Annotated in this window: 24 protein-coding genes and 1 riboswitch; of the genes, 8 read left to right on the forward strand and 16 right to left on the reverse strand. The window is 60.4% G+C overall.

Annotated features, from left to right (window positions below; translation table 11 throughout):
- Positions 1-29: 29 nt before the first annotated feature.
- The 3 genes from C1N84_RS12710 to C1N84_RS12720 form a co-directional block, all read right to left on the reverse strand.
- Positions 30-2,471, reverse strand: a complete 2,442-nt coding sequence (locus tag C1N84_RS12710; protein ID WP_264441498.1) for a DUF3772 domain-containing protein — start codon at positions 2,469-2,471, stop codon at positions 30-32.
- 224 nt (positions 2,472-2,695) lie between these two features.
- A complete protein-coding gene (gene pbpG / locus C1N84_RS12715) occupies positions 2,696-3,634 on the reverse strand; it encodes a D-alanyl-D-alanine endopeptidase (RefSeq protein WP_058769479.1) in 939 nt (312 codons plus the stop codon).
- Between the two features lie 224 nt (positions 3,635-3,858).
- Complete coding sequence (locus tag C1N84_RS12720; protein ID WP_021508475.1) at positions 3,859-4,446, reverse strand: Yip1 family protein; 588 nt, start codon at positions 4,444-4,446, stop codon at positions 3,859-3,861.
- A 164-nt stretch (positions 4,447-4,610) separates the two neighbouring features.
- On the opposite strand from C1N84_RS12720, the gene C1N84_RS12725 reads away from it, so the two are divergent.
- Complete coding sequence (locus C1N84_RS12725; protein ID WP_021508476.1) at positions 4,611-5,186, forward strand: DedA family protein; 576 nt, start codon at positions 4,611-4,613, stop codon at positions 5,184-5,186.
- Here the strand turns inward: C1N84_RS12725 and C1N84_RS12730 are convergent.
- Positions 5,183-5,962: an SDR family oxidoreductase gene (locus tag C1N84_RS12730; RefSeq protein WP_058757839.1), complete on the reverse strand. Its 780-nt coding sequence runs from the start codon at positions 5,960-5,962 to the stop codon at positions 5,183-5,185. The genes C1N84_RS12725 and C1N84_RS12730 overlap by 4 nt on opposite strands.
- A gap of 118 nt (positions 5,963-6,080) precedes the next feature.
- On the opposite strand from C1N84_RS12730, the gene C1N84_RS12735 reads away from it, so the two are divergent.
- Positions 6,081-7,895, forward strand: a complete 1,815-nt coding sequence (locus C1N84_RS12735; RefSeq protein WP_021508478.1) for a glycoside hydrolase family 15 protein — start codon at positions 6,081-6,083, stop codon at positions 7,893-7,895.
- A 199-nt stretch (positions 7,896-8,094) separates the two neighbouring features.
- A complete protein-coding gene (locus C1N84_RS12740; RefSeq protein ID WP_058775308.1) occupies positions 8,095-9,207 on the forward strand; it encodes a L,D-transpeptidase family protein in 1,113 nt (370 codons plus the stop codon).
- A 98-nt stretch (positions 9,208-9,305) separates the two neighbouring features.
- Here C1N84_RS12740 and C1N84_RS12745 read toward each other — a convergent pair whose 3' ends face one another.
- Positions 9,306-10,331, reverse strand: a complete 1,026-nt coding sequence (locus tag C1N84_RS12745) for a transporter (protein WP_264441499.1) — start codon at positions 10,329-10,331, stop codon at positions 9,306-9,308.
- A gap of 166 nt (positions 10,332-10,497) precedes the next feature.
- Here C1N84_RS12745 and C1N84_RS12750 point away from each other — a divergent pair, with 166 nt between their 5' ends.
- Positions 10,498-12,105, forward strand: a complete 1,608-nt coding sequence (locus C1N84_RS12750; RefSeq protein ID WP_264441500.1) for an inorganic phosphate transporter — start codon at positions 10,498-10,500, stop codon at positions 12,103-12,105.
- On the opposite strand, the gene C1N84_RS12755 is transcribed toward C1N84_RS12750, so the two are convergent.
- From C1N84_RS12755 to C1N84_RS12770, 4 genes are all read right to left on the reverse strand, one after another.
- Positions 12,089-13,288, reverse strand: a complete 1,200-nt coding sequence (locus C1N84_RS12755) for an MFS transporter (RefSeq protein ID WP_021508482.1) — start codon at positions 13,286-13,288, stop codon at positions 12,089-12,091. The genes C1N84_RS12750 and C1N84_RS12755 overlap by 17 nt on opposite strands.
- 173 nt (positions 13,289-13,461) lie before the next feature.
- Positions 13,462-14,424, reverse strand: a complete 963-nt coding sequence (dusC, locus tag C1N84_RS12760; RefSeq protein ID WP_058775305.1) for a tRNA dihydrouridine(16) synthase DusC — start codon at positions 14,422-14,424, stop codon at positions 13,462-13,464.
- Positions 14,425-14,428: 4 nt separating this feature from the next.
- Positions 14,429-15,835: an ATP-dependent RNA helicase RhlE gene (gene rhlE / locus C1N84_RS12765; RefSeq protein ID WP_021508484.1), complete on the reverse strand. Its 1,407-nt coding sequence runs from the start codon at positions 15,833-15,835 to the stop codon at positions 14,429-14,431.
- Between the two features lie 239 nt (positions 15,836-16,074).
- Positions 16,075-16,467, reverse strand: a complete 393-nt coding sequence (locus C1N84_RS12770) for a YbhQ family protein (protein ID WP_021508485.1) — start codon at positions 16,465-16,467, stop codon at positions 16,075-16,077.
- 176 nt (positions 16,468-16,643) lie between these two features.
- On the opposite strand from C1N84_RS12770, the gene C1N84_RS12775 reads away from it, so the two are divergent.
- The 3 genes from C1N84_RS12775 to C1N84_RS12785 are packed head-to-tail and all read left to right on the forward strand — an operon-like array spanning position 16,644 to position 19,611.
- Positions 16,644-17,405 carry an endonuclease/exonuclease/phosphatase family protein gene (locus C1N84_RS12775; RefSeq protein WP_021508486.1) on the forward strand — a complete coding sequence of 254 codons (762 nt, stop codon included), beginning with the start codon at positions 16,644-16,646 and terminating at the stop codon, positions 17,403-17,405.
- Positions 17,402-18,646 carry a cardiolipin synthase ClsB gene (gene clsB, locus C1N84_RS12780; protein ID WP_136546855.1) on the forward strand — a complete coding sequence of 415 codons (1,245 nt, stop codon included), beginning with the start codon at positions 17,402-17,404 and terminating at the stop codon, positions 18,644-18,646. Before C1N84_RS12775 ends, clsB begins: the two co-directional genes overlap by 4 nt.
- Positions 18,646-19,611: a lysylphosphatidylglycerol synthase domain-containing protein gene (locus C1N84_RS12785; RefSeq protein WP_058757844.1), complete on the forward strand. Its 966-nt coding sequence runs from the start codon at positions 18,646-18,648 to the stop codon at positions 19,609-19,611. The genes clsB and C1N84_RS12785 overlap by 1 nt, the downstream gene beginning before the upstream one ends.
- 136 nt (positions 19,612-19,747) lie before the next feature.
- Here the strand turns inward: C1N84_RS12785 and C1N84_RS12790 are convergent, their stop codons facing one another.
- The 7 genes from C1N84_RS12790 to moaA form a co-directional block, all read right to left on the reverse strand.
- A complete protein-coding gene (locus tag C1N84_RS12790; RefSeq protein ID WP_264441501.1) occupies positions 19,748-20,455 on the reverse strand; it encodes a Bax inhibitor-1/YccA family protein in 708 nt (235 codons plus the stop codon).
- Between the two features lie 57 nt (positions 20,456-20,512).
- Positions 20,513-21,607, reverse strand: coding sequence for a DUF1615 domain-containing protein (locus C1N84_RS12795; RefSeq protein WP_104187090.1), 1,095 nt, complete (start codon positions 21,605-21,607; stop codon positions 20,513-20,515).
- 82 nt (positions 21,608-21,689) lie between these two features.
- Positions 21,690-22,142, reverse strand: coding sequence for a molybdopterin synthase catalytic subunit MoaE (gene moaE / locus C1N84_RS12800; protein ID WP_021508491.1), 453 nt, complete (start codon positions 22,140-22,142; stop codon positions 21,690-21,692).
- A gap of 2 nt (positions 22,143-22,144) precedes the next feature.
- Positions 22,145-22,390, reverse strand: a complete 246-nt coding sequence (gene moaD / locus C1N84_RS12805; protein ID WP_058757846.1) for a molybdopterin synthase sulfur carrier subunit — start codon at positions 22,388-22,390, stop codon at positions 22,145-22,147.
- Entirely contained in the window at positions 22,383-22,868 is a 486-nt protein-coding gene (moaC, locus tag C1N84_RS12810; protein WP_058757847.1) for a cyclic pyranopterin monophosphate synthase MoaC, read from the reverse strand. The genes moaD and moaC overlap by 8 nt, the downstream gene beginning before the upstream one ends.
- 2 nt (positions 22,869-22,870) lie before the next feature.
- Positions 22,871-23,386 carry a molybdenum cofactor biosynthesis protein B gene (moaB, locus tag C1N84_RS12815; RefSeq protein ID WP_021508494.1) on the reverse strand — a complete coding sequence of 172 codons (516 nt, stop codon included), beginning with the start codon at positions 23,384-23,386 and terminating at the stop codon, positions 22,871-22,873.
- Between the two features lie 17 nt (positions 23,387-23,403).
- Entirely contained in the window at positions 23,404-24,390 is a 987-nt protein-coding gene (moaA, locus tag C1N84_RS12820; RefSeq protein WP_150058425.1) for a GTP 3',8-cyclase MoaA, read from the reverse strand.
- Positions 24,379-24,515: riboswitch (molybdenum cofactor riboswitch) on the reverse strand. (Overlaps the previous gene by 12 nt.)
- Positions 24,516-24,709: 194 nt before the next feature.
- Here moaA and yvcK point away from each other — a divergent pair.
- Entirely contained in the window at positions 24,710-25,612 is a 903-nt protein-coding gene (gene yvcK / locus C1N84_RS12825) for a gluconeogenesis factor YvcK family protein (RefSeq protein WP_021508496.1), read from the forward strand.
- The last annotated feature ends 20 nt before the right edge of the window (positions 25,613-25,632 follow it).

A 25,632-nucleotide genomic window follows, 5' to 3' on the forward strand; every position in this document is an offset into this window, starting at 1 on the left:
ATGAATTGCGCCGCTACGGTCTCATGCCATTATGGCAACGCTTCACCTTCATTCTGCGTCGCCGGCAGCGCGCGGCGTTCGATAATCATGGTCTGCGGCGTCGACAGCACGATGCCCTCTTTACGCAGGCGCGTCAGGATATCGAACAGCAGGTCGCTTTTCGCACCGGAAATCTGGCGCTGGCTGGCGACGTTGCCGGTCACGCTCAGCACAATACCGGCCGGCGTCAAATCTTTAAACGAAACTGACGGCTCCGGCGTTTCGAGAATACGCTCGTTCTCGCGGTACACGTCCAGCAACAGCTCGCGCACCTGCACCGGATCGATATCCAGCGGAAAGGTCAGCTGAATCGTCACCACGCCCTGCGCATTGCCCATGGTGGCGTTACGCACGTTCTGCGAAATCAGCTGCGAGTTCGGCACAATCACCGTGGATTTATCGCCCAGCTGAATCTCAGTCGCACGCACGTTAATACGGCGAATATCCCCTTCGATGCCACTGATGCTCACCAGATCGCCGACCTTCACCGGACGCTCGGTCAGCAGGATCAGACCGGAGATAAAGTTCTTCACGATCTCCTGTAAGCCGAAACCGATACCCACCGACAGGGCGCTGACGATCCACGCCAGCTTGTTCCATTGCAGCCCCATAATCGACAGCGTCAGCAAAATAATCAGCACGTAGCCGATATTACTGAACAGCGTCACCAGCGATACGCGCATGCCGATATCCATGGTGGTCTTCGGCAGGAACTCTTTGTCCAGCCAGCGCCGCACCGAGCGCAGCACGTAAATACCCACCACCAGACACAGAATGGCGTTCACCATGTGCGCCGGCACAATGTTGAGCGACTCCAGCCCTTTGCCACCCCAGAACTCAATGACTTTCTGGATCAGCTCAATCGGCGTGGACGAGGCAAATGTGCCGTTGAGCAGCGCCAGCGCGACAAATGCCACCAGCAGAGTTTTACCCACGGCGCTGAGCAGCGTTGCGGCCTGCTGCAGATAGCGCTCGTCAATATTCAGCGAGGTCTGCAACCGCTTGCCGGTCGCGTTGTTGGTGGAGAACAGGCTTTCACAACCGTCGTTGATCAGATGACTGAGGAAGTAGAACGAGCCAAACAGGATGCCGCACCAGATCACTTCATAGCTGAGGAAGCGCGCCAGCGTGACGTAGCCGACAATCAGCGAAACCAGAATCGCCACGGCGGTGACCGTCAGCGCGAGCTGCACCAGGCCGACGATTGTCGGACGCGCTTCCGGCGGATTGCCGGCCTGCGCCATGCGACGACGCACGCGATTGGTGCGCATGCTGATCGCCAGCCCGGTGCTGCCAATCAGCAGCGCCGTCAGGCCGTTAGCAAAAATGGTGGTGTTCAGGCTGGTGCCGACCGTGTAGTTAAACGACTCGGCGGTCTGGAAGATAAACACCAGCGCGGCGGTAATCGGCGGGAACGGCTTCAGCGCCAGCGCCACTTCACTGGAGATGCTCGGCAGACGCCAGCTCGGGCGGCGCGTTGACAGAAATGCGCGGCCGAGACCGGCGATCAGTCCGCAGTAAACGCTGAGCTGCACCAGACGGCTGATAAAATCCTGCACGTCGCTGGACACTTCATCGCGGCGCACAAACGCCAGCGAGAGAAAGTTAAAGGTCAGCACCACGGCCGCCAGCGTGGTCAGCGCAATCGCCGCCGCGAGGAAGCTGCGGCGCAGCCGCCCTTCCGGCAGTTTGTGAATGCTGACCCACGCCAGAAACTCTTCGCTGTAACGCCGGCCCAGCGTCATCACCAGCAGCGCCGCCAGCAGCCAGCCGACCGTGCCCACGCGCCAGCCCGGCTCCCACGACAGCGCGGCGGTATCCTGCAGCTCGCTGATAAAGTCGCCAATTTTTTCGCCATCCAGGTCCTGACGGCTGAACAGCGGTGACCAGAAGCGTGGCCCTAAAATACTGCCGGAGTTGAGCGCCAGCTGGCTTTTCAGCTGATCGCGCCGCAGGTTGACGATCTGTGAGGACAGTACCAGCGCCCCGTTTTTGATGCCGTCGGCCTGCTTGATCTGATCATCCAGCTTGCCCTTCTGATTCTCCAGCGCGGCGCGTTTGCGCGTCACTTCCGGCGTCTCTCTCACGCCGCTGTCCGCCTTCGGCGCCGGGCCGAGCACCGCCAGCTGCGCATCCAGCTGCTGACGCTGCGGAATCAGCGCCTGGCCGAGGGTTTCCGCATTACCTGACAGCTCCAGCGCCATCTCATTGAGCTGGTTGAGCTGGTTTTCGTTGGTATCGCCAGACACCTGGCCCTTAATTTTGTCGAGGATCTTCTGCATCTTCGGCAGTTCAACCGCCGGATTGACCTTCGGTGCCGCGTCTTCTTCCTGCTGCGCGGGCGCGGCGTTGTCATCCGCATAGCTGAGCGCCGGCATGAATAACACCAGTAGCAGCAGGAACGGGGTAAACAGAGAACGAAACTTGAACATATGAGTGAGATTCCAGCGCAATAACAGCCTATAAACGCAAGGTTGACCGTGAATGGTCGCCAGTGTAGGACTTTGCCGTCAGGGAAACTATAGGAATGGTGGCGTAAAACATTGGTGCTAACGATAAGAAATTTTGTTCATTTAAGCGCCGTTGACCGTCAGCCACGCGCCACCACGACACACGGCGCACTCCCTTGCGCCGCTACGCTGAGTAACAGGTTGCGTTACTCCACGTCCGCACTGCTGGCAAGCTGCGACGCTTTCTGCTTTTTGTACGCCAGCGCGGCCGCCGGCACCGGCGCCGCCTTGCCGGTTTCCAGCCAGTCGCGCAGGCGGTTGGCATCGGCAAAGTGGGTATATTTGCCAAACGCATCCAGCACCACCAGCGCTACCGGGCGGTTATTAATCATGGTACGCATTATCAGGCAGTGACCGGCCTCGTCGGTGTAACCGGTTTTGGTCAGTTGTATGCGCCAGTCATTTTTGTACACCAGGTGGTTAGTATTGCGGAACGGCAGCGCGTAGCTGGGGTGTTTAAACACCGCCGTCTCCTCTTTGGTGGTGCTCAGCTGACCAATCAGCGGATACTGGCGCGTGGCCTTGAGCAGCTTCACCAGATCTTCCGCACTGGAAACGTTATGCAGCGACAAACCGGTCGGCTCTACGTAGTGGGTGTGCGTCATGCCGAGCGCGCGCGCTTTGGCGTTCATAGCGCGGATAAAGGCGTCGTAACCGCCGGGATAGTGATGCGCCAGGCTGGCCGCCGCGCGGTTTTCCGAGGACATCAGCGCCAGCAGCAGCATGTTGCGGCGGCTGATTTCACTGTTGAGCTTCACGCGCGAGAATACGCCGCGCATTTCGGGCGTCTGGCTGATATCCACAGACAGCATTTCGTCCATCGGCAGCCGGGCATCCAGCACCACCATCGCAGTCATCACTTTGGTGATCGACGCGATAGGCCGCACCCGATCCGGATGGCTGGAAAACAGCACTTTGTTATTATCGAGATCGACAATCAGCGCGCTGCCGGAGGCGATTTGCGGCTGGGCAATCGGCGCCAGATCGGCCAGTTTTGCTGCGGCGGCGAGCGCCGGAGTCATCGCAGCTGGCGCGGCGACAAACAGCGCCAGCGACAGCAAAGAAATACGCATTTTTACAGACATCGTGTCAAAAAAATCCGGTGAGGAGGTTTGCGCTGTGTTGTAACACAGGCCGCCGGCGTCAGGCCTGATGCGACGCGGGCTGGCTGCGCTATCATACGCGCTCGTCTGCGAAATTTCTTAGGGAGATTGTTTCCGGGCGTTAAAAAAGGCGGGCATAACAAACGCTGTCAGGCGCAGCGGGATCAGTCAGGTCGCCATGGCTGACGACCTGACCCCTCTCACGGTCAGAACAAGCGTGGTCCGTAACCCCACAGAATCACCGTCAGCGCCAGCAGCACCTCGAACACCAGCACGCCAATCGCCAGCGTCGAGCCGGAGAAGCGCAGGCTCTCTTCACGGTCAATGTTAAGGAATACCGGGATGCCGACGTACAGCAGATAGCCGGTGTACATCAGCGCTAACGCTCCGGCCAGTACGCACAGCCACACCAGCGGATAGAGCGCCACCAGCCCGCTGATGAACAGCGGCGTTGCCACATAGCCGGCAAACACGGTGCAGCGCTGGATGCTGGGACGCTGCGGATAGTCGCGCGCCATCCAGTGAATGACGCGGCCCATCACCGCCACACCGCCTAAGATGATTAGGTAAAACAGAATGCCGAGACCAATACCGGTCAGCATGTTGAGTTGCACGAACTGCCCTTCGCCCAGATTCCAGCCCAATTGCGTGGTGCCGATAAAGGCGCAGATCACCGGGATCGCCGCCATCAGCAGAACGTGATGGGTGTAGTGGTGCGAAACGCTCTCGTTTTCCTGCTTGATATCACGCATCTCCTGATTGGGATGCGCCAGAAGACCCCAGACATGATTCATACAATCACTCCTCTGATGCGACGGGCTGCCCCAGCGATCAGGCTGTCCAATGCAGGCAGCTTCAGTTCAAGTATAATCGGCGCGGCTGTTTTTGCGGCCAGCGGCACAAAAAAAGCCGCAGCCAGCTAGACTGTTAGCTGTATCGCTTACCCAGGGAGGAGCAATTGCACATCGATATCAATGGATTAATCACCCAGTACGGTTACCTGGCACTGCTGATTGGCTGCATTGCCGAAGGGGAAACCTTTACCCTGCTGGGCGGCGTCGCGGCGCACGAGGGCCTGCTGCACTTCAGCGGCGTGGTGCTGGCGGCGATGGGCGGCGGCATTATTGGCGATCAGCTGCTGTTCTGGCTTGGCCGCCGCTATGGCACGCGCATTCTGCGGCGCTTCCGCAAACATCAGGACACCATTAAAAAAGCTAACCGGCTGATTCAGAAGCACCCCAGCCTGTTTGTGATTGGCGTGCGCTTCATGTACGGCTTTCGCCTGATTGGACCGATTATTATTGGCACCAGCCGTCTTAAGCCGCTGCGCTTTTTCGTGCTTAACGTCATTGGCGCCGCGCTGTGGGCGCTGATTTTTGTCACCCTCGGCTACTTCGCCGGTGAAATCATCACGCCGTGGCTGCACAAGCTTGATCAGCACCTCAAGCACTTCATCTGGCTGGCGGCGGCAATTGTGTTCGGCATCGTGCTGCGCTTTGTGATTCGCCGCTGGAACCGCCGCCGCGCCGGTTAACTGTGGTAACCCTTGAACTGCGGGTTGGCCAGCATAAAGCCGCCGTCGACCACGAATGATTGTCCGGTGGTGTAGGTGGCCCATTCCGAGCACAGCCACGCCACCAGACTGGCGATTTCGCGCGTGTCGCCAGGGCGGCCAATCGGGATTTCCGGCATGCGCCGGCTGTGCGCCTCGCTGTTGCTCATGTCGTTCATCGGCGTAGCGATGGCGCCCGGCGCCACGGCATTCACCAGAATGTGATGCGGCAGCAGGCTCAGCGCCATCGATTTGGTCAGCCCGCCAAGCGCATGCTTGGCCGCGGTATAGGCAGCGGCGTCCGGTAGCGGCGTATGCTCATGCACCGAGGTGATGTTGATGATGCGCCCGCCGTCGCCCTGATCGACCATATGACGCGCGGCAATCTGTCCGCAGACAAAGGCGCCGTCTACGTCAACGGTAAAGACTTTGCGCCAGTCCTCAAAGGTCACATCAAGAAAATCGGCTTTGGTCATCACGCCGGCATTGTTCACCAGCACATCGATGCGGCCCAGCGAATTGATCAGCTGCGCCAGCTGCTGCCCGCCAGCCTGCGGATCGGATAGATCGAGCTGCCGCACCTGGGCCAGCTGGCCTTTACTCTCCACCAGCCGCGCGGTCTCCTGCGCGCCCTCTTCATCCGAGCGCCAGGTAATGCCGACGGTGTAGCCGGCCTCGGCCAGCATCACGGCGCAGCTGCGTCCAATCCCCGAATCTGAAGCGGTCACTACGGCGACTTTCTGTTTGCCCAGTGTCATAACGTTCTCCTGCCTGATGGGTGTCTTCACAGTATAGAAGTTATCGTTCTGTGCCACGTCGCAGCCGATTCTGCCGTTTCGTCTATAGTTAACAATCGGATATCGTTCAGGAGGCAGGATGAGCAAGATTAAACGCAGAATTGACGACCACGGCGTCATCGGTGATTTACGCACCTGTGCCCTGATCGCGAACGACGGCACCATTGATTATCTCTGCTGGCCCGAACTCGATAGCCCCTCCGTGTTTGCCGCCCTGCTCGACAGCGACGAAGCCGGCCTGTTTTCGCTGGCACCGCAGTGGCAAAACGCGCGCCAGCAGCAGCTCTACCTGCCCGATACCAACATTCTGCAAACCCGCTGGCTTGATGAGGCCGGCGTGGCGGAAATTACCGATTACATGCCGATCTGCGATGAGCGCAGCAAAGTGCCGCGCCTGGTGCGGCGGGTAAAAATGATCCGCGGCACCGCCACCTTTGATCTGCGCTGCGCGCCGCGCCACGACTATGCCCGTGCCGAAACGCGCACCGAGACGCGCCCAGGCGGTATCGCCTTTGTCGCCGAAGGCCAGCCGTCGCTGCGCCTGAGCGCCACGGTGGTGATGACGCGCGAACCGGACAGCGCGGTGGCGCAGTTTACCCTGCAGGCCGGTGAGCACGCCGAATTTGTGTTTGGCAACGATGACGATCCGCAGGTGCAGCATATCGCGACCGAGCGCTGCTTTCGCGATACGGTGGATTACTGGCGGCGCTGGAGCAGCCACAGCTCCTATCGCGGTCGCTGGCGTGAGATGGTGACGCGCTCGGCGCTGGCGCTCAAGCTGCTCACCTCGCACCAGCACGGCTCGATTGCGGCTGCCGCCACCTTTGGCCTGCCGGAAGAGCTGGGCGGCGAGCGTAACTGGGATTACCGCGCCTCGTGGATCCGCGATGCCTCGTTCAGCATGTACGCGCTGATGCGGCTCGGCTATGTGGAAGAAGCGCGTGACTTCACCCATTGGGTAGGCCGCTGCGTTGAGCACAGCCACGACGATACGCCGCATTTGCAGGTGATGTACCGTCTCGACAGCGGCACCGAGCTGCACGAGACCGAACTGCTCAACCTCTCCGGTTACGCCAACTCGCGCCCGGTGCGCATCGGCAATGATGCCTGGCGTCAGACGCAGCTGGATATTTATGGCGAGCTGATGGATGCGGTCTACCTTGCCAATAAATACGGCGAAGCCATCTCGCAGCGCGGCTGGCGCCATGTGTCCAGCATGATTGACTACGTCTGCGTTAACTGGAACCAGCCGGACGCCGGTATCTGGGAGATGCGCGGCGAGCCGGAGCACTTTCTGCATTCGCGCCTGATGTGCTGGGTGGCGCTGGACCGCGCACTGCGGCTGGGTATGAAGCGTTCGCTGCCAATGCCGTACGATCGCTGGGACCGGGTGCGCAGCGAGATCCGCGACGACATCTGGCAGAACTTCTGGAACGATGAACTCGGCCACTTCACCGCCACGCGCGGCGGTAAATACCTGGATGCGTCGATGCTGCTGATGCCGCTGGTGCGCTTTGTCAGCTCGACCGATCCGGAGTGGATCGCCACGCTGGATGCCATTAAAACCCATCTGGTGAGCGACGGTTTAGTGCGGCGTTATAACATCAGTGAGACGCCCGCCGATGCGCTGACCGGCGGCGAAGGCGCGTTTGCCGCCTGTTCGTTCTGGTATGTGGAGTGTCTGGCGCGCGCCGGGCGGGTGCATGAGGCGCACTTTGAGTTTGAAAAGCTGCTGAGTTACGCCAATCCGCTGGGATTGTACGCCGAGGAGTTTACCTCGCACGGCAACGCGCTGGGCAACATGCCGCAGGCGCTGACCCATCTGGCGTTGATCAGTGCCGCGTTTTTCCTCAACCGTAAACTGAGCGGCGAAGTGACGCTGTGGCAACCGTAAGAAAATTCACATTTTGGGCGGCGTGGCAAAGAGAATAGTCTGTGAAACGCCGCGTTTTGCGTAAAGTATCTTCAACCAGCGAAAATCCTGATTCCCATCATTGCGCCTATGCACATATAATGCGCAGCGGGTTATTCTGACCCTGATGGGTTCGACACACTGACAAGCCATGAAAATGGCCATAACGACTTGTAAAAACATGAAAAAAAGCATTCGCGCGTTCGCTTCACTCGCCCTCGTACTGGCGGCGTTCAGCCAGTCGGCCTTTGCAGTCGTCTATCCGCTGCCTCCAGCGAATAGCCGCCTGATTGGCGAAAATATTGAAATCACCGTGCCAGACGACAGCAAACTGCCGCTGGAAGCGTTTGCGGCGCAGTACCAGATGGGCCTCAGCAACATGCTGGAAGCCAATCCGGGCGTGGACGTTTACCTGCCGAAAGCAGGCACTAAAATGGTGATCCCGCAGCAGCTGATTCTGCCTGACGCACCGCGTGAAGGCATCGTGATCAACAGCGCCGAGATGCGTCTGTATTACTACCCGAAAGGCACCAAAACTGTCGTGGTGCTGCCGATCGGTATCGGCGAGCTGGGTAAAGATACGCCGGTTAACTGGACCACCGCGGTTGAGCGCAAGAAGAATGGTCCAACCTGGACGCCAACCAAAGCGATGCACGCAGAGTACGCGGCGCGCGGCGAGAGCATCCCGGCTGTGTTCCCGGCAGGTCCGGATAACCCGATGGGCCTGTACGCGCTGTACATTGGCCGTCTGTATGCGATTCACGGCACCAACGCCAACTTTGGTATCGGCCTGCGCGTGAGCCACGGCTGCGTGCGTCTGCGTGCGGACGACATCAAATGGCTGTTCGACAACGTGCCGGTCGGTACGCGCGTGCAGTTCATTGACCAGCCGGTAAAAGCCACCGTTGAGCCAGACGGTTCGCGCTACATCGAGGTTCACAACCCGCTGTCGACCACCGAAGAGCAGTTCAACTCACGTGAACTGGTGCCAATCAGCCTGACGTCCGCTGTGACCAAAGTGGTGGCCGATGCCAGCACCAATCAGGATGCCGTGAACAATGCTATCCAGGCACGTACCGGTATGCCGACCAAAATCAACGGTCAGCCGGGCGAAGCCCAGCCTGCGCCGGTGATGGTACAGGAGTCTTCTGACGCGATGCCGAAAGAAGAACCGATGACGCCGCAGGGTGCCACCGCCGTCGCGCCACAGGCCGATGCGCAGCAGCCCGCTGAAGCCGCTCCGGTTGAGCAGGCCGCGCCGGCACAGCCTGCCAGCAACGGCAACAGCCTGTAAGGGTTTGCTGTCGATGATCAAGCCAGCCGCAGGGCTGGCTTTTTTATTGCCCGATCGCCGGGATCATTGTGCGGTTGTGTCGCGGCGCAGTTGCGCGCTCAATCGTACGGTCGGCGTAACGCCAGCCAGCCCGCCACCAGAGTAAACACCAGCACCACCAGCACTAACAGCAGAAAGCCGTGCGGATTGTTCGCCAGCGGAATGCCGCCCACGTTCATGCCAAAAAAACCGGCTACGATATTGATGGGCAGCGCCAGCACGGTGATTGAGGTGAGCAAAAACAGCGTTCGGTTGCTCTGCTCCATCAGGCGGGCAGCGATCTCCTCCTGCAGCAGGCGAATGCGCTCCATCAGGCTGGCAAGGTCGTTAAGCGCTACGCTGAACTCCTCGGTGAAAATCCGCAGCTCACTGAGCGGTTCCCGGTTGAGCCAGTTTGGCGGCCGGTTAAGCAGGCGAAACAGCGCGGCCGGCTCCGGCGCCAGCAGCCGCTGGACGCGCAGCAGCATGCGGCGCAGATGGCCCAGCTCGCTGCGGTTGGCTTTGATCGCCGCGCTCAGCAGCCGCTCTTCTATCGCATCCACCGCCTGGCTGGAGCGCCGCACCACCTGCTCCAGCTGCGCTTCCTGTTCGCCGAGCAGCCACAGCAGCATCGCATCCGGCGCGCTGAAGCACAGCCGATCAATCTGCTGATGCATACGTTCAATCATGCCAACCGGGCGATAGCGCGCGCTGACCATCACCTGCGGCCGGCACCAGATCCACAGCGTCGCATTTTGCGTGCTGCGTTCCTCCTTACTGAAGGTGACGTCATTCAGCACCGCCAGCAGCGCATCGTTTTGCTGTGCCAGCCGGGTGCGCGGCGAGGCTGAATGAATCTCATCGAAAAAATCGTCATCTACGCTGAAGTGGTCCTGAACCCAGCGCTCGGCGCGGGCATGATTCAGGTTAATGTGCAGCCAGAGAAAGCAGCCGTCGGGTAAGGTGTGCCGCGCCAGCTGCGCGGCCTCGCGGGCGTTGAGGCGCTGTGGCGGCGCATCTGGGTTGAACAGGTAACCGTGAATCAGTCCGGCGACTTCGTTATTGAAGTCGGGCAGCGAGGCAAGCGGCAGGACAGGCTGGAGCATAGCGGCGTGAAGATCCCAGAGCGGTCAGATCCACAGCCTGCGACAGGCCTGTTACAGCATGATGACAGCCCGCGCTGTCATCATCATTCTGTCATACAAAACCCGTATCACACTGCAGTTAACGGGTGCCATTTGTGCATCGTTAATTCACCCCGGGGGGTGTGTTATGGCTGAAAACAGTTTCCCTGCATCATCGTCCGCCAGCGGACGGCCCAATCTGCACCCGCGCAGCGGTCGCGCGTCGCGCGTGCTGTTTCTGCTGCTGCTGGTGGCCGGGCTGCTCTTTTCCGGCATCAACCTGTTTAACGACGTAGAAGAGACCGGCGCAGTCGTCACCAGCTATACGCCGTTCCTGCTGCTCGGCGTGGCGCTGCTGATTGCACTCGGCTTCGAGTTTGTTAATGGCTTCCATGATACCGCCAACGCCGTCGCCACGGTGATCTACACTCACTCGCTGTCGCCGGGCGTGGCGGTGGTCTGGTCCGGCTTGTGTAATTTCCTTGGCGTACTGCTCTCCAGCGGCGTGGTGGCGTTTGGCATTATTTCGCTGCTGCCGGTGGAGCTGATTCTGCAGGCGGGCAGCGGTCACGGCTTTGCTATGGTGTACGCGCTGCTGTGCTCGGCGATTGTCTGGAACCTCGGCACCTGGTATTTCGGCCTGCCCTCTTCCTCCTCGCACACGCTGATCGGCTCGATTATCGGCGTAGGCGTGGCGAATGCGCTGCTGCACGGCCGCAGCGGCACCAGCGGCGTCGACTGGGATCAGGCGGTTAAAGTCGGTTACGCCCTGCTGCTGTCGCCGGTGATTGGCTTCATCTGCGCCGCCGTGCTGCTGCTGGCCATGAAGGCATTGGTGCGCAATCGCCAGCTGTATCAGGCGCCGGAAGGCAATCAGCCGCCGCCAGCGTGGATTCGTGGCCTGCTGATCCTCACCTGTACCGGCGTTTCGTTTGCCCACGGCTCGAACGACGGTCAGAAAGGCATGGGGCTGATTATGCTGATCCTGGTTGGCACCATGCCGATCGCCTATGCGCTCAACCGCTCGCTGCCGCCGGAGCAAATTCCGCGCGTGGCGGCGTTAACTCAGGTGACCGAACAGCAGCTGCTGACGCTGCAGCCGCCGCCCGCCGCGATGCCGGCAGCGCGTGAGGTGCTGACGGAATATGTGCGCACCAGCCAGAACCGGCCGCAGGTGCTGCCGGCGCTTGGCATGATGCTCGGCGATATCGGCGAACAGATTCGCCAGTACGGTTCGGTAGAAAATATCCCGGCGCAGGCGGTCACCAACACGCGCAACGATATGTATCTCGCTTCGGAAACCATCAAGCATCTGCAATCGGCCAACGTCGCGCTGCCGGAGGAGACGGCGCGCAACCTGACGGCGGTGAAGCACGAGCTGGACGCGGCTACGCGCTTTATCCCGATGTGGGTCAAAGTGGTGGTGGCGATTGCGCTGGGTCTCGGCACCATGGTCGGCTGGCGCCGGATTGTGGTTACGGTGGGTGAGCGCATCGGCAAAACCCATCTCACCTATGCGCAGGGTGCCAGTGCGGAGCTGGTGGCGATGGCCACCATTGGCGCAGCCGATGCCTTTGGTTTACCGGTGTCGACCACCCATGTGCTGTCGTCCGGCGTGGCCGGTACCATGGCGGCCAACCGATCCGGCCTGCAGCTCGCCACCCTGCGTAATCTGGCGCTGGCGTGGGTGCTGACGCTGCCGGTATCGGTGCTGCTGTCAGGGCTGCTGTATGCGCTGTTTATTCATCTGGCCTGATAGGCTCTGAAGACTGCTGGTGCAGGCGCAGCGTAATCAGGAACGCGCCCAGCACCATCAGTGCTGCCGCCAGATACACCGACTGCATCCCCCAGTGGCCGATTAACAACCCCGCCACGGGTCCGGTCAACCCCAGCCCCAAATCGAGAAACGCCGAATAGGTACCGAGCGCCGATCCCTGATCCTGCTGCTGTACCCGCTTCACCGCTTCCACGCCCAGCGCCGGGAACACCAGCGAGAAACCGCCGCCGGTGAGGAAGGCGCCAATATCCACCAGCCAGCTGCTGTCCGCCTGCCAGATCAGCAGCAGACCAGCGCCCTCCAGCACGAAGGAGATCAGCGAGACCTGCAGCCCGCCGAAGCGCGTGATATAGCGCCCGCACGCCAGCCGCACCAGCACGAAGCCGAGGCTGAACAGCGTCAGCGCGAACGCCGCGCCGCTCCAGTCGCGACTGGCAAAATAGAGGGTAATGAAGGTGGAGATCACGCCAAAGCCGATGGTGCCAAATCCCAGCGCCAGGCCAAACAGCCAGACGCGGCTGACCACGCGATGAAACGGAATGCGCACGCCGGCGCTGACGCTGACCGCCGGCTTGCCGGAGGCCATCCAGAAGCCGATCGCCCCCATCAGCGCGACCAGACCGGCAAAGCCGCTGATGCCAAAAATCTGATTCAGCAGCACGCCCAGCGGCGCACCAATCGCCATGGCAAAGTAAGTCGCGACGCCGTTCCACGAAATGACTCGCGCGGTTTGCCGCGGGCCGACAATATTCATGCCCCACAGCGTCGAGCCGGTACTGCTAAAACTTTCCCCGACGCCGAGGAACAGCCGCCCCAGCGCCAGCAACGTCAGGCTCAGCAGCGGCGCACCGCTGCACAGCGCGGCAATGATCGACAGCACGCCGCTCATGCCGCAGCACACCAGCCCCATCATCACCACGCGTTTCGGGCCGTAGCGATCGGCCAGCCGGCCAGAGTGCGGGCGACTGAGCAGCGTGGCGAAATATTGCAGACTGATGATCAGCCCGGCGATAAACGAGCTGAAGCCCAGCTGGTTATGCACAAACCCCGGCAGCACCGCCAGCGGCAACCCGACGGACAGGTAGCAAAAGAAGGTGAAAACGATGACGGAGAGGATGCGTTTATTTAACTGAGCATTACTCAGTACAGCGGCGTCAGACATGGAAGATGGCGTCAGAAACGTGGTGAAAGCGAAGGTTCACTATACCGGTTAGCAGACTAAGGATCGCGGCTTTTTTTGTTATAAAACATGGCGGCAGCGCACACTTTCACCGGGTGATCGCTGGCGTGCCGTCAAAGCAAAGGACCTGGCGGTTCAGGTGCGACCGCTCAGGTTCAGATGCAGGACACCTGGGCCATGCGTGCGGCATGGCGTTCGATGGCGCTGGCGATCTCGGCGGAGACACGCAGCGTGCGGATCTCGCTGAACAGGCCGTCGGCCTCTTGGTAGGCTTTGCGCAGATAGCCCAGCCACTGCTTGATGCGCGCAACGTGGTAGTTGCCGGTATCACCCTGCTTTTCCAGCTGGGTGTAGCGCAGCAACAGCTCAACCACCTGCGACCACGGCATCGGGGCTTCGTTGTACTTCACCACGCGCCCCAGGTTAGGCACATTGAGCGCGCCGCGCCCGAGCATGACCGCGTCGCAGCCGGTAATGCGCAGGCAATCCTGCGCATCCTGCCAGTTCCAGATTTCGCCGTTGGCGATCACCGGAATTGTCAGACGCTGGCGAATCTCACCAATCGCCTGCCAGTTGATGCTCTCTGCGCGATAGCCGTCCTCTTTGGTCCGGCCATGCACCACCAGCTCGCTGGCACCGGCCTGCTGCACCGCATCGGCGATCTCGAAACGCCGCGCGCCCGAATCCCAGCCGAGCCGCACTTTCACCGTGACCGGCAGATGAGCGGGCACCGCCTCGCGCATCGCTCTGGCACCGCGATAGATCAGCTCCGGATCTTTCAGCAGCGTCGCACCGCCGCCGCTGCCGTTTACCAGCTTCGACGGGCAGCCGCAGTTGAGGTCAACGCCCCACGAGCCCAGCTCCACCGCGCGTGCGGCGTTTTCTGCCAGCCACTCAGGATACTGGCCCAGCAGCTGCATGCGCACGCGCGTACCGGAGGGCGTCCGGCTGTGATGGTGCAGTTCCGGACACAAACGATAGAAGGATTTTACCGGCAGCAGCTGATCGACCACGCGTAAAAACTCAGTGACGCACAGGTCATAGTCATTCACGCCGGAGAGCAGTTCACGTACCAGCGAATCCAGTACGCCTTCCATGGGCGCCAGTAAAACCCGCATACCGTTACGCGTTCCCGTTGCTCTTCGCTGCCGGACGACGTGAGCGCGCCGGTTTACCCGCGTTGCCTGCCGCCGGGCCGTTGTTGCCCGGACGACGCGGTGCACGCGCCTCGCCCTGTGGACGCGCGCCGCCGTTACCGGCGCTGGCACGCTGACCATTGCCGCCGCTGCGGCTGCGCGGTGCGTCAGCACCCTGCCCCGGCGCGCGGCCCTGGCCACGTCCGCGCGGCTGCTGCTGACGGCCATTCTGAATCGGCTCCGCCTTGATGCTCGGGTCCGGCTCAAAGCCCGGCAGCGCAATGCGCGGAATTTCCCGCTTCAGCAGGCGCTCGATATCACGCAGCAGCTTGTGCTCGTCCACGCACACCAGCGACAGCGCAGCACCGGTGGCCGCGGCACGACCGGTACGGCCGATGCGGTGCACGTAATCTTCCGCCACGTTCGGCAGCTCGTAGTTGACCACGTGCGGCAGCTCTTCGATATCCAGACCGCGCGCGGCAATATCCGTTGCCACCAGCACGCGAATGCCGCCGGTTTTGAAGTCGGCCAGCGCACGGGTACGCGCGCCCTGGCTCTTATTGCCATGGATCGCGGCGGCAGTGATGCCATCTTTGTTGAGCTGCTCAGCGAGGTGGTTAGCACCGTGCTTGGTGCGGGTGAACACCAGCACCTGCTGCCAGTTGTCGCGACCAATCATCAGCGACAGCAGTTCCCGTTTGCGCTTCTTATCGACAAAATGCACCTGCTGCGACACCTGCTCGGAAGCGGTGTTGCGGCGTGCCACTTCCACCTGTTCCGGGTTGGTGAGCAGTTTTTCCGCCAGCGCTTTGATCTCGTCTGAGAAGGTGGCAGAGAACAGCAGGTTCTGCCGTTTGGCCGGCAGTTTTGCCAGCACGCGGCGAATATCGTGGATGAAGCCCATGTCGAGCATGCGATCCGCTTCGTCCAGCACCAGGATTTCCACCTGCGACAGATCGACCGCATTCTGGTGCGCCAGATCGAGCAAACGCCCCGGCGTGGCGATCAGTACATCGACGCCGCCGCGCAGTTTCATCATCTGCGGATTAATGCTGACGCCGCCGAACACCACCAGCGAACGCATATTGAGGTACTGGCTGTATTCACGTACGTTTTCGCCAACCTGCGCTGCCAGTTCACGGGTTGGAGTGAGGATCAGCGCACGTACCGGACGGCGACCGCGCGCCGCTGCCGGTTTTTCTGACAGACGCTGCAGCAGAGGCAGCGTGAAACCGGCGGTTTTACCTGTGCCGGTCTGGGCGCTCGCCAGCAGGTCACGACCGGCCAGCACCACGGGAATCGCCTGACGCTGGATTGGCGTCGGTTCACGGTAGCCCTGTTCTGCTACCGCACGCAAAATATCGGCATTCAAGCCGAGAGAGTCAAAAGACATGCAGGTGTATTACTCCGAACCGCCCTGATCGCGCTGCGCGATGTAGTTTTCAGGGGGGATATGACGCAGCCTCAAGGCCTGCGTGTGAAAAGGGCACAAACTACCATGCGTAAGAGCGGCAGTGTAGCAGCTTTCCGCAAGAACCGCGACCAGCAAAACGTGAGGGTGATGGGCCGCTGCGCGTTAGCGCATAAAAAAGGAGCCGCAGTGGGCTCCTCTTTTCTTGCTGGCACGTCCGCTTAGCTGCGTTTTTTCTGCACGCGCTGCGGTGGCTCTTTGGCCAGCAGCGACACCAGCGCCGGGCCCACCAGCATTACCACGCCCAGACAACCAATCAGCAGATTGTTGTGAATGAAGCGTGAAATCAGGAACAGCGTCAGCATCGCCGCGCCGAAGTAGTATGTCGTCGTTACTTCTTCCAGAGAGTCACCAAAGCGGCGCAAACGGGCACTACGCTGCAGGGCCAGCATGGTGATAAACACCAGCGCATAAGCTGCCACCAGGGTACTGCTCACTTCGACCAGTGCCTTATGTTTCCAGCCCCACACCAGCGCCGCGATCACCAGCAGGTGGGTCGCAATATGCAGGCAGGTTTGACCGGTAACAATCTGAACACGATTAGACCATTTCATTCTCTTCTCCTGGCAGACCCAACAGGTCGCCCAAGTGTATCTGACCGCAGCCAGACGGATTTCCTCAATGTAAAGCAAATTTCGGATAACACCCTAATTTTCTGTCTCCAGCACCACCCATTTGTGACAAAGACTACACTTTGTTCTGTTGATGATGAAAAGGAGCGCGTCGCAGTATGCCACAAAACACGCAAGGATCTTCATTTAAAGTCCTGACGATCAATACCCATAAGGGGTTCACCAGCTTTAACCGTCGCTTTATCCTGCCGGAACTGCGCGACGCAGTGCGCGCGACTTCGGCGGATATCGTCTTTTTACAGGAGGTGATGGGCACGCACGCCATCCACTCCGCACACATTGAAAACTGGCCGGAAAATTCGCACTACGAATACCTTGCCGACACCATGTGGCACGATTTCGCTTACGGCCGCAACGCGGTCTATCCCGAGGGCCATCATGGCAACGCGATACTGTCACGCTTTCCGATCACCGAATACCAAAACCGCGATATTTCTGTCGCCGGCAGTGAGAAACGCGGCATGTTGCATTGCCAGATTAGCCTGCCGGATCGGCCGGAACCGATTCACACGTTATGCGTGCACCTCGGCCTGAAAGAGAAGCACCGTCTGGCGCAGATGCGCATGATGTGTGAACTGATTGAGTCGCTGCCACCGGATGCGCCCCTGGTGGTGGCCGGCGATTTTAATGACTGGCAGGTACGCGCTAATCGATTCTTACAGCGCGGAGCCGGTCTGCAGGAGGTGTTTAGCATGAAAAACGGTCGCCCGGCGCGCACCTTCCCGGCGCGCTTTCCGCTGCTGCGTCTCGATCGCATCTATATCCGAAATGCGTCGGTGAGCCAGCCGTGGGCGCTGCCGGTGAAACCCTGGTCACATCTGTCCGATCATGCCCCGCTGGCCGTGGAGATCTTTCTATGAATTTCAGCTGGCGCGAAGGTAACCAGCTGCGGCTGCTGGAAAATGGCGATCAATTCTTTCCGCGCGTCTCCGGCGCGATTCAGCGCGCCCAGCGTACGCTGCTGCTGGAGACGTTTATCCTGTTTGAAGATGAGGTCGGTAAGGCGCTGCACCGCGATCTGCTGGCCGCCGCGCAGCGCGGTGTTAAGGTGGAAGTGATGGTGGATGGCTACGGCTCGCCGGATCTTTCCACCCAGTACATTAACAGCCTGACCGAAGCAGGCGTGCGCTTTATCTATTACGATCCGCGCCCGCTGGTGATGGGCATGCGCACCAACGTGTTCCGCCGTCTGCATCGCAAAATCGTGGTGATTGATGAGGAGATTGCGTTTGTCGGCGGTATCAATTTCTCCGCCGAGCACAACACCGATTACGGGCCGGAAGCCAAGCAGGATTACGCCGTGGAGGTGAAAGGGCCGGTGGTGCTGGACATCGCACGCTATGTACAGCAGGCGATCGGCAGCGAACAGGTAACGCGCCGCTGGTGGGGCGCGCGCTCCCAGCGCCTGGCGGTGAACGCCCTGCCCGGCGATGCGCAGGTGCTGTTTGTCTACCGCGATAACGATGAGCACCGCGATGACATCGAACAGCACTATCTTGATATGCTGCGCAAGGCGAAGCAGGATGTGATTATCGCCAACGCCTACTTTTTCCCCGGCTATCGCCTGCTGCGGGAAATGCGCAGCGCGGCTCAGCGCGGTGTGCGCGTGCGGCTGATTGTGCAGGGTGAACCGGACATGCCGATTGTCAAAGTCGGCGCCGAGCTGCTGTACAACTATCTGGTGGATGCTGGCGTTGAAGTGTACGAGTACTGCCGCCGCCCGCTGCATGGCAAAGTGGCGGTACAGGATCAGCAGTGGTCAACGGTCGGTTCCAGCAACCTCGACCCGCTCAGCCTGTCGCTGAATCTCGAAGCCAACCTGATTATCCACGACCACGCCTTCAACCAGACGCTGCGCGATAACCTTGAGCAGCTGCTGGCTGCGGACTGCGTGCGCGTCGATGAAGACAAGCTGCCGCCGCGCACCTGGTGGCAGCTGACCAAAAGCGTCGTCGTGTTCCATTTCCTGCGCCATTTCCCGGCCATCGCCGGCTGGCTGCCTGCCCATACGCCCCATTTGTCTCAGGTCGATCCGCCGGTGCAGCCGGAAATGGAAACCCAGGACCGGGTTGAAGCCGATAACGAAGGAGCGAAACCCTGATGAGCAAAAAGAACCCGCGCTGGCAGTTAGCGAAAAAAATCCTTACCTGGCTGTTCTTCATTGCGGTGATCGTGCTGCTGGTGGTTTACGCACGCAAGGTGAACTGGGAGGACGTGTACAAGGTCATCGTCGGCTATAACCGCTACGTGGTGCTGAGCGCCGCTGCGTTAGTGGTGGTGAGCTACCTCACCTACGGTCTGTACGATTTGATTGGCCGCGCCTACTGCGGGCATAAGCTGGCGAAACGTCAGGTGATGCTGGTGTCATTCATCTGTTACGCCTTTAACCTGACACTGAGCACCTGGGTGGGCGGTGTGGCGATGCGCTATCGCCTCTATTCGCGCCTCGGCCTGCCCGGCGGCACTATCACGCGCATCTTTTCACTGAGTATTGCCACCAACTGGCTCGGCTACATTTTGCTTGGCGGCGTGGTGTTTGTCTCCGGCATGGTGCCGATTCCGCCCGGCTGGTTCATCGGCGAAGGCACGCTACGGGTGATTGGTGCGGTCCTGCTGGCGATGGTGGCGGTTTATCTGTGGGCCTGTGCTTTCGCGAAGAAGCGCCGCTGGACGGTGAAGGGCCAGCATCTGCAACTGCCCTCGCTGCGCATGGCGCTGTTTCAGTTTGCCGTTTCCTGCGCCAACTGGATGGTGATGGGCACCATTATCTGGCTGCTGCTGGCGCGTGAAGTGGATTATCCCATCGTGCTGGGGGTGCTGTTAATCAGCAGTATTGCCGGGGTGATTATTCATATTCCGGCGGGCATTGGCGTGCTGGAAGCGGTGTTCCTCGCGCTGCTCAGCGGCCAGCATGCTTCGCACGGTGAGATTATCGCCGCGCTGCTGGCTTATCGCGTGCTCTATTTTATTCTGCCGCTGCTGCTGGCACTGGTGCTGTATCTGTGGCTGGAGAGCCGCGCCAAGCATTTACGGCAGAAGAATGAGCGCAAGATGGCGGCACGATAAGGCGTGCCAGGCGCAGGCTGAATAACGCGTAATACATCACGCCGCTACGGAGAAGGTGAAACGGGCTGATAAGTACAGACCGTTCACCTCGCCGTAGCGGCGCGATTATTTTCACAGCCTTAATGGCTGGTTACTCTTAGCGACGATTACCGAAAATCCGCAGCAGCATCAGGAACAGGTTGATGAAGTCGAGATACAGCGTCAGCGCGCCCATGATGGAGAAGCGGCGCAGATTCTCTTTATCGTTAACATCAATGCCCTCACCGATGGCTTTCAGCTTCTGCGTGTCATAAGCCGTCAGGCCCACAAACACCACCACGCCGATATAGGTAATCGCCCACATCAGCGCCGGGCTTTTCAGCCAGAAGTTCACCAGCGACGCCAGCAGAATGCCGATCAGCGCCATAAACAGCAGGCTGCCGAAGCGGCTCAGGTCGCGTTTGGTGGTGTAGCCGTAAAAGCTCATGGCACCAAACATGCCCGCGGTAACGAAGAAGGTACTGGCGATCGACGAGTAGGTATAAACAAGGAAAATACTCGCCATTGTCAGCCCGGTCAGCGCGGAATAGAGCATAAACAGCCCGGTCGCCACGGCGCCGCTCATGCGCTGCACCATGCCGGAAAGCACGAATACCAGCGCCAGCTGCACGATAATCAGGCCGAAGAAGGTGATGCGATTGGCAAACACCAGTTCCATGACGGCAGGCGTGCGCGCGGCAAACCACGACACAAATGCCGTCAGCAGTAAACCGCAGGTCATCCAGCCATACACCTGCGCCATATAGGTTTGCAGCCCGGTCGACGCCTGCTGCACGATTGAACCATTACGTGGATATCGATCCATGATGCACCTCTTTAAAAGTTACTGATAACGTCAGTGTGAAGTGTACACCACCGATCGTCAACGGCGCGTCATACACTGCTGATATCGCCCGTCAACCCGCTGGGCAAACCACGCGGTGGTGAGATTACGGGTAATTTTCGGGCTCTCCAGCTTAATGCCCGGCAGCACTTCGCGCGGCAGACGTTTTCCCGCCATCTTATCGGCGAGGATAAAGGTCTGTTTCCACAGCGTGCTGTCGCTGAAGCTTTCGCTGTCGCCCTTCTCCAGATCGCGGCGAATTTCCCGCGGGCTCATGTCCAGCTGCTTCGCCAGCGTGCGCACCGCCAGTTCGGTGGCGCTCGCCTGTTCGCTGCCGTAGCGGATCAGGTCGCCGTCCAGCGCCAGTTTGATGCCGCTGGCACGCGCCACCGCAGCCTGGAACGCGGCGTTGCGGCTGGCGTACCAGCCGGCGTTGAAGTCGGCGAAGCGATACAGCGGCTGGCTGTAGTCTACCGGATAGCCCAGCAGGTGCAGCGTGCCGAAGTAGATACCGCCGCGCCGGCTAAACACTTCGCGCCGGATTGAACCGTCAATCGGGTATGGATAGCCCTGCGCATGCGCTTCGGCAAAGGCAATGCTGACCTGCATCGGCCCGCCGGTGTGGATTGGGTTGAGATTACCGAACAGCTTCTGCCCCATCGGCACCATATCGATAAAGTCATCGAAAATGGCGCTCAGCTCTTTCTCGCTGTGCACCTTATCGAGACGTGCCGCGTAGCTCTCGCCGTTGGAGGACTTGATCAGTAGCGCGGTGCGCACCAGAAACGCCGGCACGTGCACGCTGGCGGCGCGGCGGTCAATTTCCGCCCAGGCGATTTTTGGCAGACCCGGCACGGTGGCATCGGCGCTGAAGTTAGATTCCTGATCGGTCACGGCGATTACCGCGCAAATGTTGCTGGCGCTGGCGTCGATGTGCTGCACGCGCAGCGCGGTATAGATGTCGTCGGCCCAGGCCGATTTTTGCGTCACGTGCGCGGGCAGCAATTGCTGGATTTGCGCTTTCACATCAGCGGGCTGGCGAGCCGGCAGCTGCGGCTCCTTTTTGGTGCTGCATCCGGCCAGCACCAGCGCAGCCAGCAGCGCTGCGCCGCGTAATATCGTGGTGGTGTTCATCCTGCTCCCTGATAAGCCAGCAAAAACCGTACCTTACCGTTTTCGTGGTCTGGCGGCTATCGGCGCGGGCGGATTTTGCGCGCTAGTTCCAGCGTTCAGCGGCCTGGTGGTCGCTGTCGCGGGCATCGACCCAGCGATCGCCCTGCGCGGTGGCTTCGCGCTTCCAGAACGGCGCGCGGGTTTTCAGGTAATCCATGATGAATTCACTGGCGGCAAAGGCGCTGCCGCGATGGGCGCTGCTGACGCCAACGAACACGATCTCATCACCGGGGAACAGTTCGCCTACGCGATGAATCACCGTCACCTGCTGCAGCGCCCAGCGCTGACGCGCATCCGCCACAATCTCCGCCAGCGCTTTTTCCGTCATGCCGGGATAGTGCTCCAGCGTTAGCGCAGCCACGCTGTCGCCGAGATTGTGGTTGCGGACTTTGCCGGTGAAGGTGACGACCGCGCCGTCGCTGTCATGCGCCGCCAGCAGCGCATACTCGTCGCCAACATTAAACGGCGCGCTGCCGACGCGAATTCGGGTTGTCATGCTCAGCCTCCGGTAACCGGCGGGAAGAACGCCACTTCATCGCCGGCGCGCAGCGGATGATTCATCGGCACCAGCGTCTGATTCACCGCCGCCAGCAGCTTGCCGGACTCCAGCGCCAGCGCCCAGCGATCGCTTTTCTGCGCCAGCGCAGCGCGCAGCGTGGCGACGTCAGCATACTCTGCCGCCAGATCCAGCGTGGCGGTGCCGGTCAGTTCCCGCACCTGGGCAAAAAACAGCACCTTAATCATGGCGCACCGCCTGGAAATCACCGGATTTACCGCCGCTTTTGCTCAGCAGCCGCAGCTGGTCGATGACGATATCTTTCTGCACCGCTTTGCACATGTCGTAGATGGTCAGCGCCGCGACCGACGCGGCGGTCAGCGCTTCCATTTCCACGCCGGTTTTGCCGCTCAGGCGACAGCGCGAGGTAATGCGTACGCGGCTGTGCTCCGGCTCAGCCACCAGCGTCACCTCGACTTTGCTCAGCATCAGCGGATGGCACAGCGGAATCAGTTCCCAGGTACGCTTCGCCGCCTGGATGCCGGCAATGCGTGCGGTGGCGAAAACATCGCCTTTGTCATGGCTGCCGTCGAGGATCATTTGCAGCGTGGCCGGCTGCATCAGCACCAGCGCTTCCGCCTGCGCTTCTCGCACGGTGTCAGTTTTGCCGGAGACGTCCACCATGTGGGCTTCGCCGGCCGCGTTGATATGGGTTAACGAGGACATGCTTATAACTTCTTCAAATGTGAGACAAAATTACACGGACGCGTACGCGCATCCAGCTGGGCTTCAATGATCCGCTCCCATGCGCTGCGGCAGGCACCGGTTGAGCCCGGCACGGCAAACAGCAGCGTCTGGTTGGCCAGACCGGCCACCGCGCGTGATTGCAGCGTCGCGCTGCCGATCTCCTCGTAGGAGATCATGCGAAACAGTTCGCCAAAGCCGTCAATTTCGCGATCCAGCAGCGGCAACAGCGCTTCCGGCGTACTGTTTTTACTGTTAAAGCCGGTGCCGCCGTTAATCAGCACCACCTGCACATCTTCACTGGCAATCCAGCGCGACAGCGTGGCGCGGATGCGATAACGGTTGTCCGGGACGATGGCGTGATCGACCACCTGATGCCCGGCTTCGGTCAGCGCCTCACGCAGATAGTCGCCAGAGCTGTCACTGCTGGCGTCGCGGCTGTCAGAGACGGTCATCACCGCCGCATTTAAGGCGACAAAATCGCCGGAAGGTTTACCCATGGCCGTAACTCCTGTGTTTAGCCACCAATGAAGGAGAGGTTCTGCGTGATGCCGGTATTGCCCTGATGCAGGAAATGCGTCTGCTTTTTCTGCCCGAGGCTCTGAGCGATGCGCGCCTGCAGCTCGGCCTGCTGATCGTCGGAGGCCAGCAGATCGCGCAGCGGCACGCCGCCGTCGCCAAACAGGCACAGATGCAGGTTACCGATCGCCGATACGCGCAGGCGATTACAGCTGGCGCAGAAATCTTTTTCATACGGCATGATCAGGCCAACTTCCCCCTGATAATCCGGATGGCGGAACACCTGGGCCGGGCCATCACTGCGGCCGCGCGGCTGGCGCTGCCAGCCCTGCATGATCAGCTGATCGCGGATCACCTCGCCGGACACATGATGAAGGCGGAACAGATCGCCGCCCTCGCCGGTTTCCATCAGCTCGATAAAGCGCAGCTGAATCGGCCGGGTGCGGATCCACGCCAGAAAGGTCTCCAGACTGTGGCTGTTGACGTCGCGCATCAGCACGCTGTTGACTTTGACGGTGCTGAAACCGGCATCAAAGGCCGCATCAATCCCCGCCATGACTTCATGGAACTTGTTCTGCCCGGTAATGGCGTGAAACTGCCGTGCGTCGAGGCTGTCGACGCTGACATTGATATGGGTGAGGCCTGCCGCACGCCAGGCGCCGACGTCGCGCGCCATGCGGTAGCCATTGGTGGTCATGGCGATCTGGCGGATTGCCGCGTTGTCGCGCACGGCGGCAATGATATCGGTGAAGTCGCGCCGCATCGAGGGTTCGCCGCCGGTCAGGCGCACTTTTTCGGTGCCCGCCGCCGCAAAGGCACGCGTCACGCGACGAATCTCATCCAGCGAGAGAAAACTTTTGTTGTGCACGCCGTTCGGCCGGTAGCCGTCGGGCAGGCAGTAGGTACAACGGAAGTTACACACATCCGTGACCGACAGGCGCAGATAATAAAAGCTGCGCGCATAGGCATCTGTAAATTGTGGCACCTGAACACCTTTCCAAAGTACGGGAGATGCAGTCATTTCTTTCTGCACCCTGGCAGCTCGCGGCTGCGGCCAGGCATCCATATCACACGACTTAGGAACGCAAGGCTTGGGAGTCTGTTGTCATTGTGGACAACACGGTTAAAGCAAATGGTAGCGCGATTTGACGCTCGCATCCATCGGCATTTATCGCTATATATATTGATACATAACGTTATTTCACCGCATTTTCGCGACAGGATACGGTAAAATGCGCGACAGATATTGATACACATCAGTTGAACGCCGTCTGCACCGCACGTGCGGCGTTTTAAGGAGCAGCATGAATCGTACCCTGGCAGATTTAGATCGCGTGGTGGCACTCGGCGGCGGCCACGGCCTTGGCCGCGTGATGTCGGCGCTGGCGCCGCTGGGCTCACGCCTGACCGGCATCGTCACCACCACCGACAACGGCGGATCCACCGGCCGCATACGCCGTTCAGAAGGCGGCATTGCCTGGGGCGACATGCGCAACTGCATTAATCAGCTGATCACCGAACCCAGCGTGGCCTCTGCCATGTTCGAGTATCGCTTTACCGGCAACGGCGAACTGGCCGGGCATAATCTGGGCAATCTGATCCTGAAAGCGCTCGATCATCTCAGCGTGCGTCCGCTGGAAGCCATCAACATTATCCGCAACCTGCTGAAGGTGGATGCGTTTCTGATTCCGATGTCAGAGCAGCCGGTGGACCTGGTCGCGCAGGATAGCGAAGGCAATATGGTGTACGGCGAAACGGCGATTGACGAAATGAAGCAGGCGCCGGAAGAGCTGATGCTGCACCCCAATGTGGTGCCGACGCGTGAAGCGCTGGACGCCGTCGCCGAGGCTGATTTGATCCTGATTGGTCCCGGCAGCTTTTACACCAGCCTGATGCCGATTCTGCTGATGGAGGAGATGGCACGCGCGCTGCGCCGGACGCCCGCCACCATGGTGTTCATCGGAAATCTCGGGCGCGAACTGAGCCCGGCTGCGGCCAGCCTGACGGTCGCCGACAAGCTGGCGATGATGGAAAAAGCCATTGGCAAACGGGTGATTGACGCCGTAGTGGTCGGCCCGTCAGCAGACACGCGCGGCGTCACTGAGCGGTTGATCGTGCGCGAACCGCTGGAAGCCGCCGATATCCGCTATCGTCACGACCGCCAGCTGCTGCGCCGCGCGCTGGAACATGCCATTCAGGCGGTTTAGCCGGCGCGCAACGCGACCGC

The sequence above is a fragment of the Pantoea sp. SGAir0418 genome (genome assembly GCF_043529865.1).

Bases quoted from the DNA above. Each gene is read 5' to 3' on its own strand.
- dusC (WP_058775305.1), bottom strand. From the start codon at position 14,424: ATGCGGGTTTTACTGGCGCCCATGGAAGGCGTACTGGATTCGCTGGTA.
- C1N84_RS12720 (WP_021508475.1), bottom strand. From the start codon at position 4,446: ATGAATCATGTCTGGGGTCTTCTGGCGCATCCCAATCAGGAGATGCGT.
- moaB (WP_021508494.1), bottom strand. From the start codon at position 23,386: ATGGGTAAACCTTCCGGCGATTTTGTCGCCTTAAATGCGGCGGTGATG.
- yvcK (WP_021508496.1), top strand. From the start codon at position 24,710: ATGAATCGTACCCTGGCAGATTTAGATCGCGTGGTGGCACTCGGCGGC.
- C1N84_RS12745 (WP_264441499.1), bottom strand. From the start codon at position 10,331: ATGCTCCAGCCTGTCCTGCCGCTTGCCTCGCTGCCCGACTTCAATAAC.
- C1N84_RS12790 (WP_264441501.1), bottom strand. From the start codon at position 20,455: ATGGATCGATATCCACGTAATGGTTCAATCGTGCAGCAGGCGTCGACC.
- C1N84_RS12770 (WP_021508485.1), bottom strand. From the start codon at position 16,467: ATGAAATGGTCTAATCGTGTTCAGATTGTTACCGGTCAAACCTGCCTG.
- moaD (WP_058757846.1), bottom strand. From the start codon at position 22,390: ATGATTAAGGTGCTGTTTTTTGCCCAGGTGCGGGAACTGACCGGCACC.
- C1N84_RS12740 (WP_058775308.1), top strand. From the start codon at position 8,095: ATGAAAAAAAGCATTCGCGCGTTCGCTTCACTCGCCCTCGTACTGGCG.
- rhlE (WP_021508484.1), bottom strand. From the start codon at position 15,835: ATGTCTTTTGACTCTCTCGGCTTGAATGCCGATATTTTGCGTGCGGTA.
- moaE (WP_021508491.1), bottom strand. From the start codon at position 22,142: ATGACAACCCGAATTCGCGTCGGCAGCGCGCCGTTTAATGTTGGCGAC.
- C1N84_RS12775 (WP_021508486.1), top strand. From the start codon at position 16,644: ATGCCACAAAACACGCAAGGATCTTCATTTAAAGTCCTGACGATCAAT.
- C1N84_RS12750 (WP_264441500.1), top strand. From the start codon at position 10,498: ATGGCTGAAAACAGTTTCCCTGCATCATCGTCCGCCAGCGGACGGCCC.
- clsB (WP_136546855.1), top strand. From the start codon at position 17,402: ATGAATTTCAGCTGGCGCGAAGGTAACCAGCTGCGGCTGCTGGAAAAT.
- pbpG (WP_058769479.1), bottom strand. From the start codon at position 3,634: ATGTCTGTAAAAATGCGTATTTCTTTGCTGTCGCTGGCGCTGTTTGTC.
- C1N84_RS12710 (WP_264441498.1), bottom strand. From the start codon at position 2,471: ATGTTCAAGTTTCGTTCTCTGTTTACCCCGTTCCTGCTGCTACTGGTG.
- moaC (WP_058757847.1), bottom strand. From the start codon at position 22,868: ATGTCCTCGTTAACCCATATCAACGCGGCCGGCGAAGCCCACATGGTG.
- C1N84_RS12795 (WP_104187090.1), bottom strand. From the start codon at position 21,607: ATGAACACCACCACGATATTACGCGGCGCAGCGCTGCTGGCTGCGCTG.
- C1N84_RS12730 (WP_058757839.1), bottom strand. From the start codon at position 5,962: ATGACACTGGGCAAACAGAAAGTCGCCGTAGTGACCGCTTCAGATTCG.
- C1N84_RS12755 (WP_021508482.1), bottom strand. From the start codon at position 13,288: ATGTCTGACGCCGCTGTACTGAGTAATGCTCAGTTAAATAAACGCATC.
- C1N84_RS12735 (WP_021508478.1), top strand. From the start codon at position 6,081: ATGAGCAAGATTAAACGCAGAATTGACGACCACGGCGTCATCGGTGAT.
- C1N84_RS12785 (WP_058757844.1), top strand. From the start codon at position 18,646: ATGAGCAAAAAGAACCCGCGCTGGCAGTTAGCGAAAAAAATCCTTACC.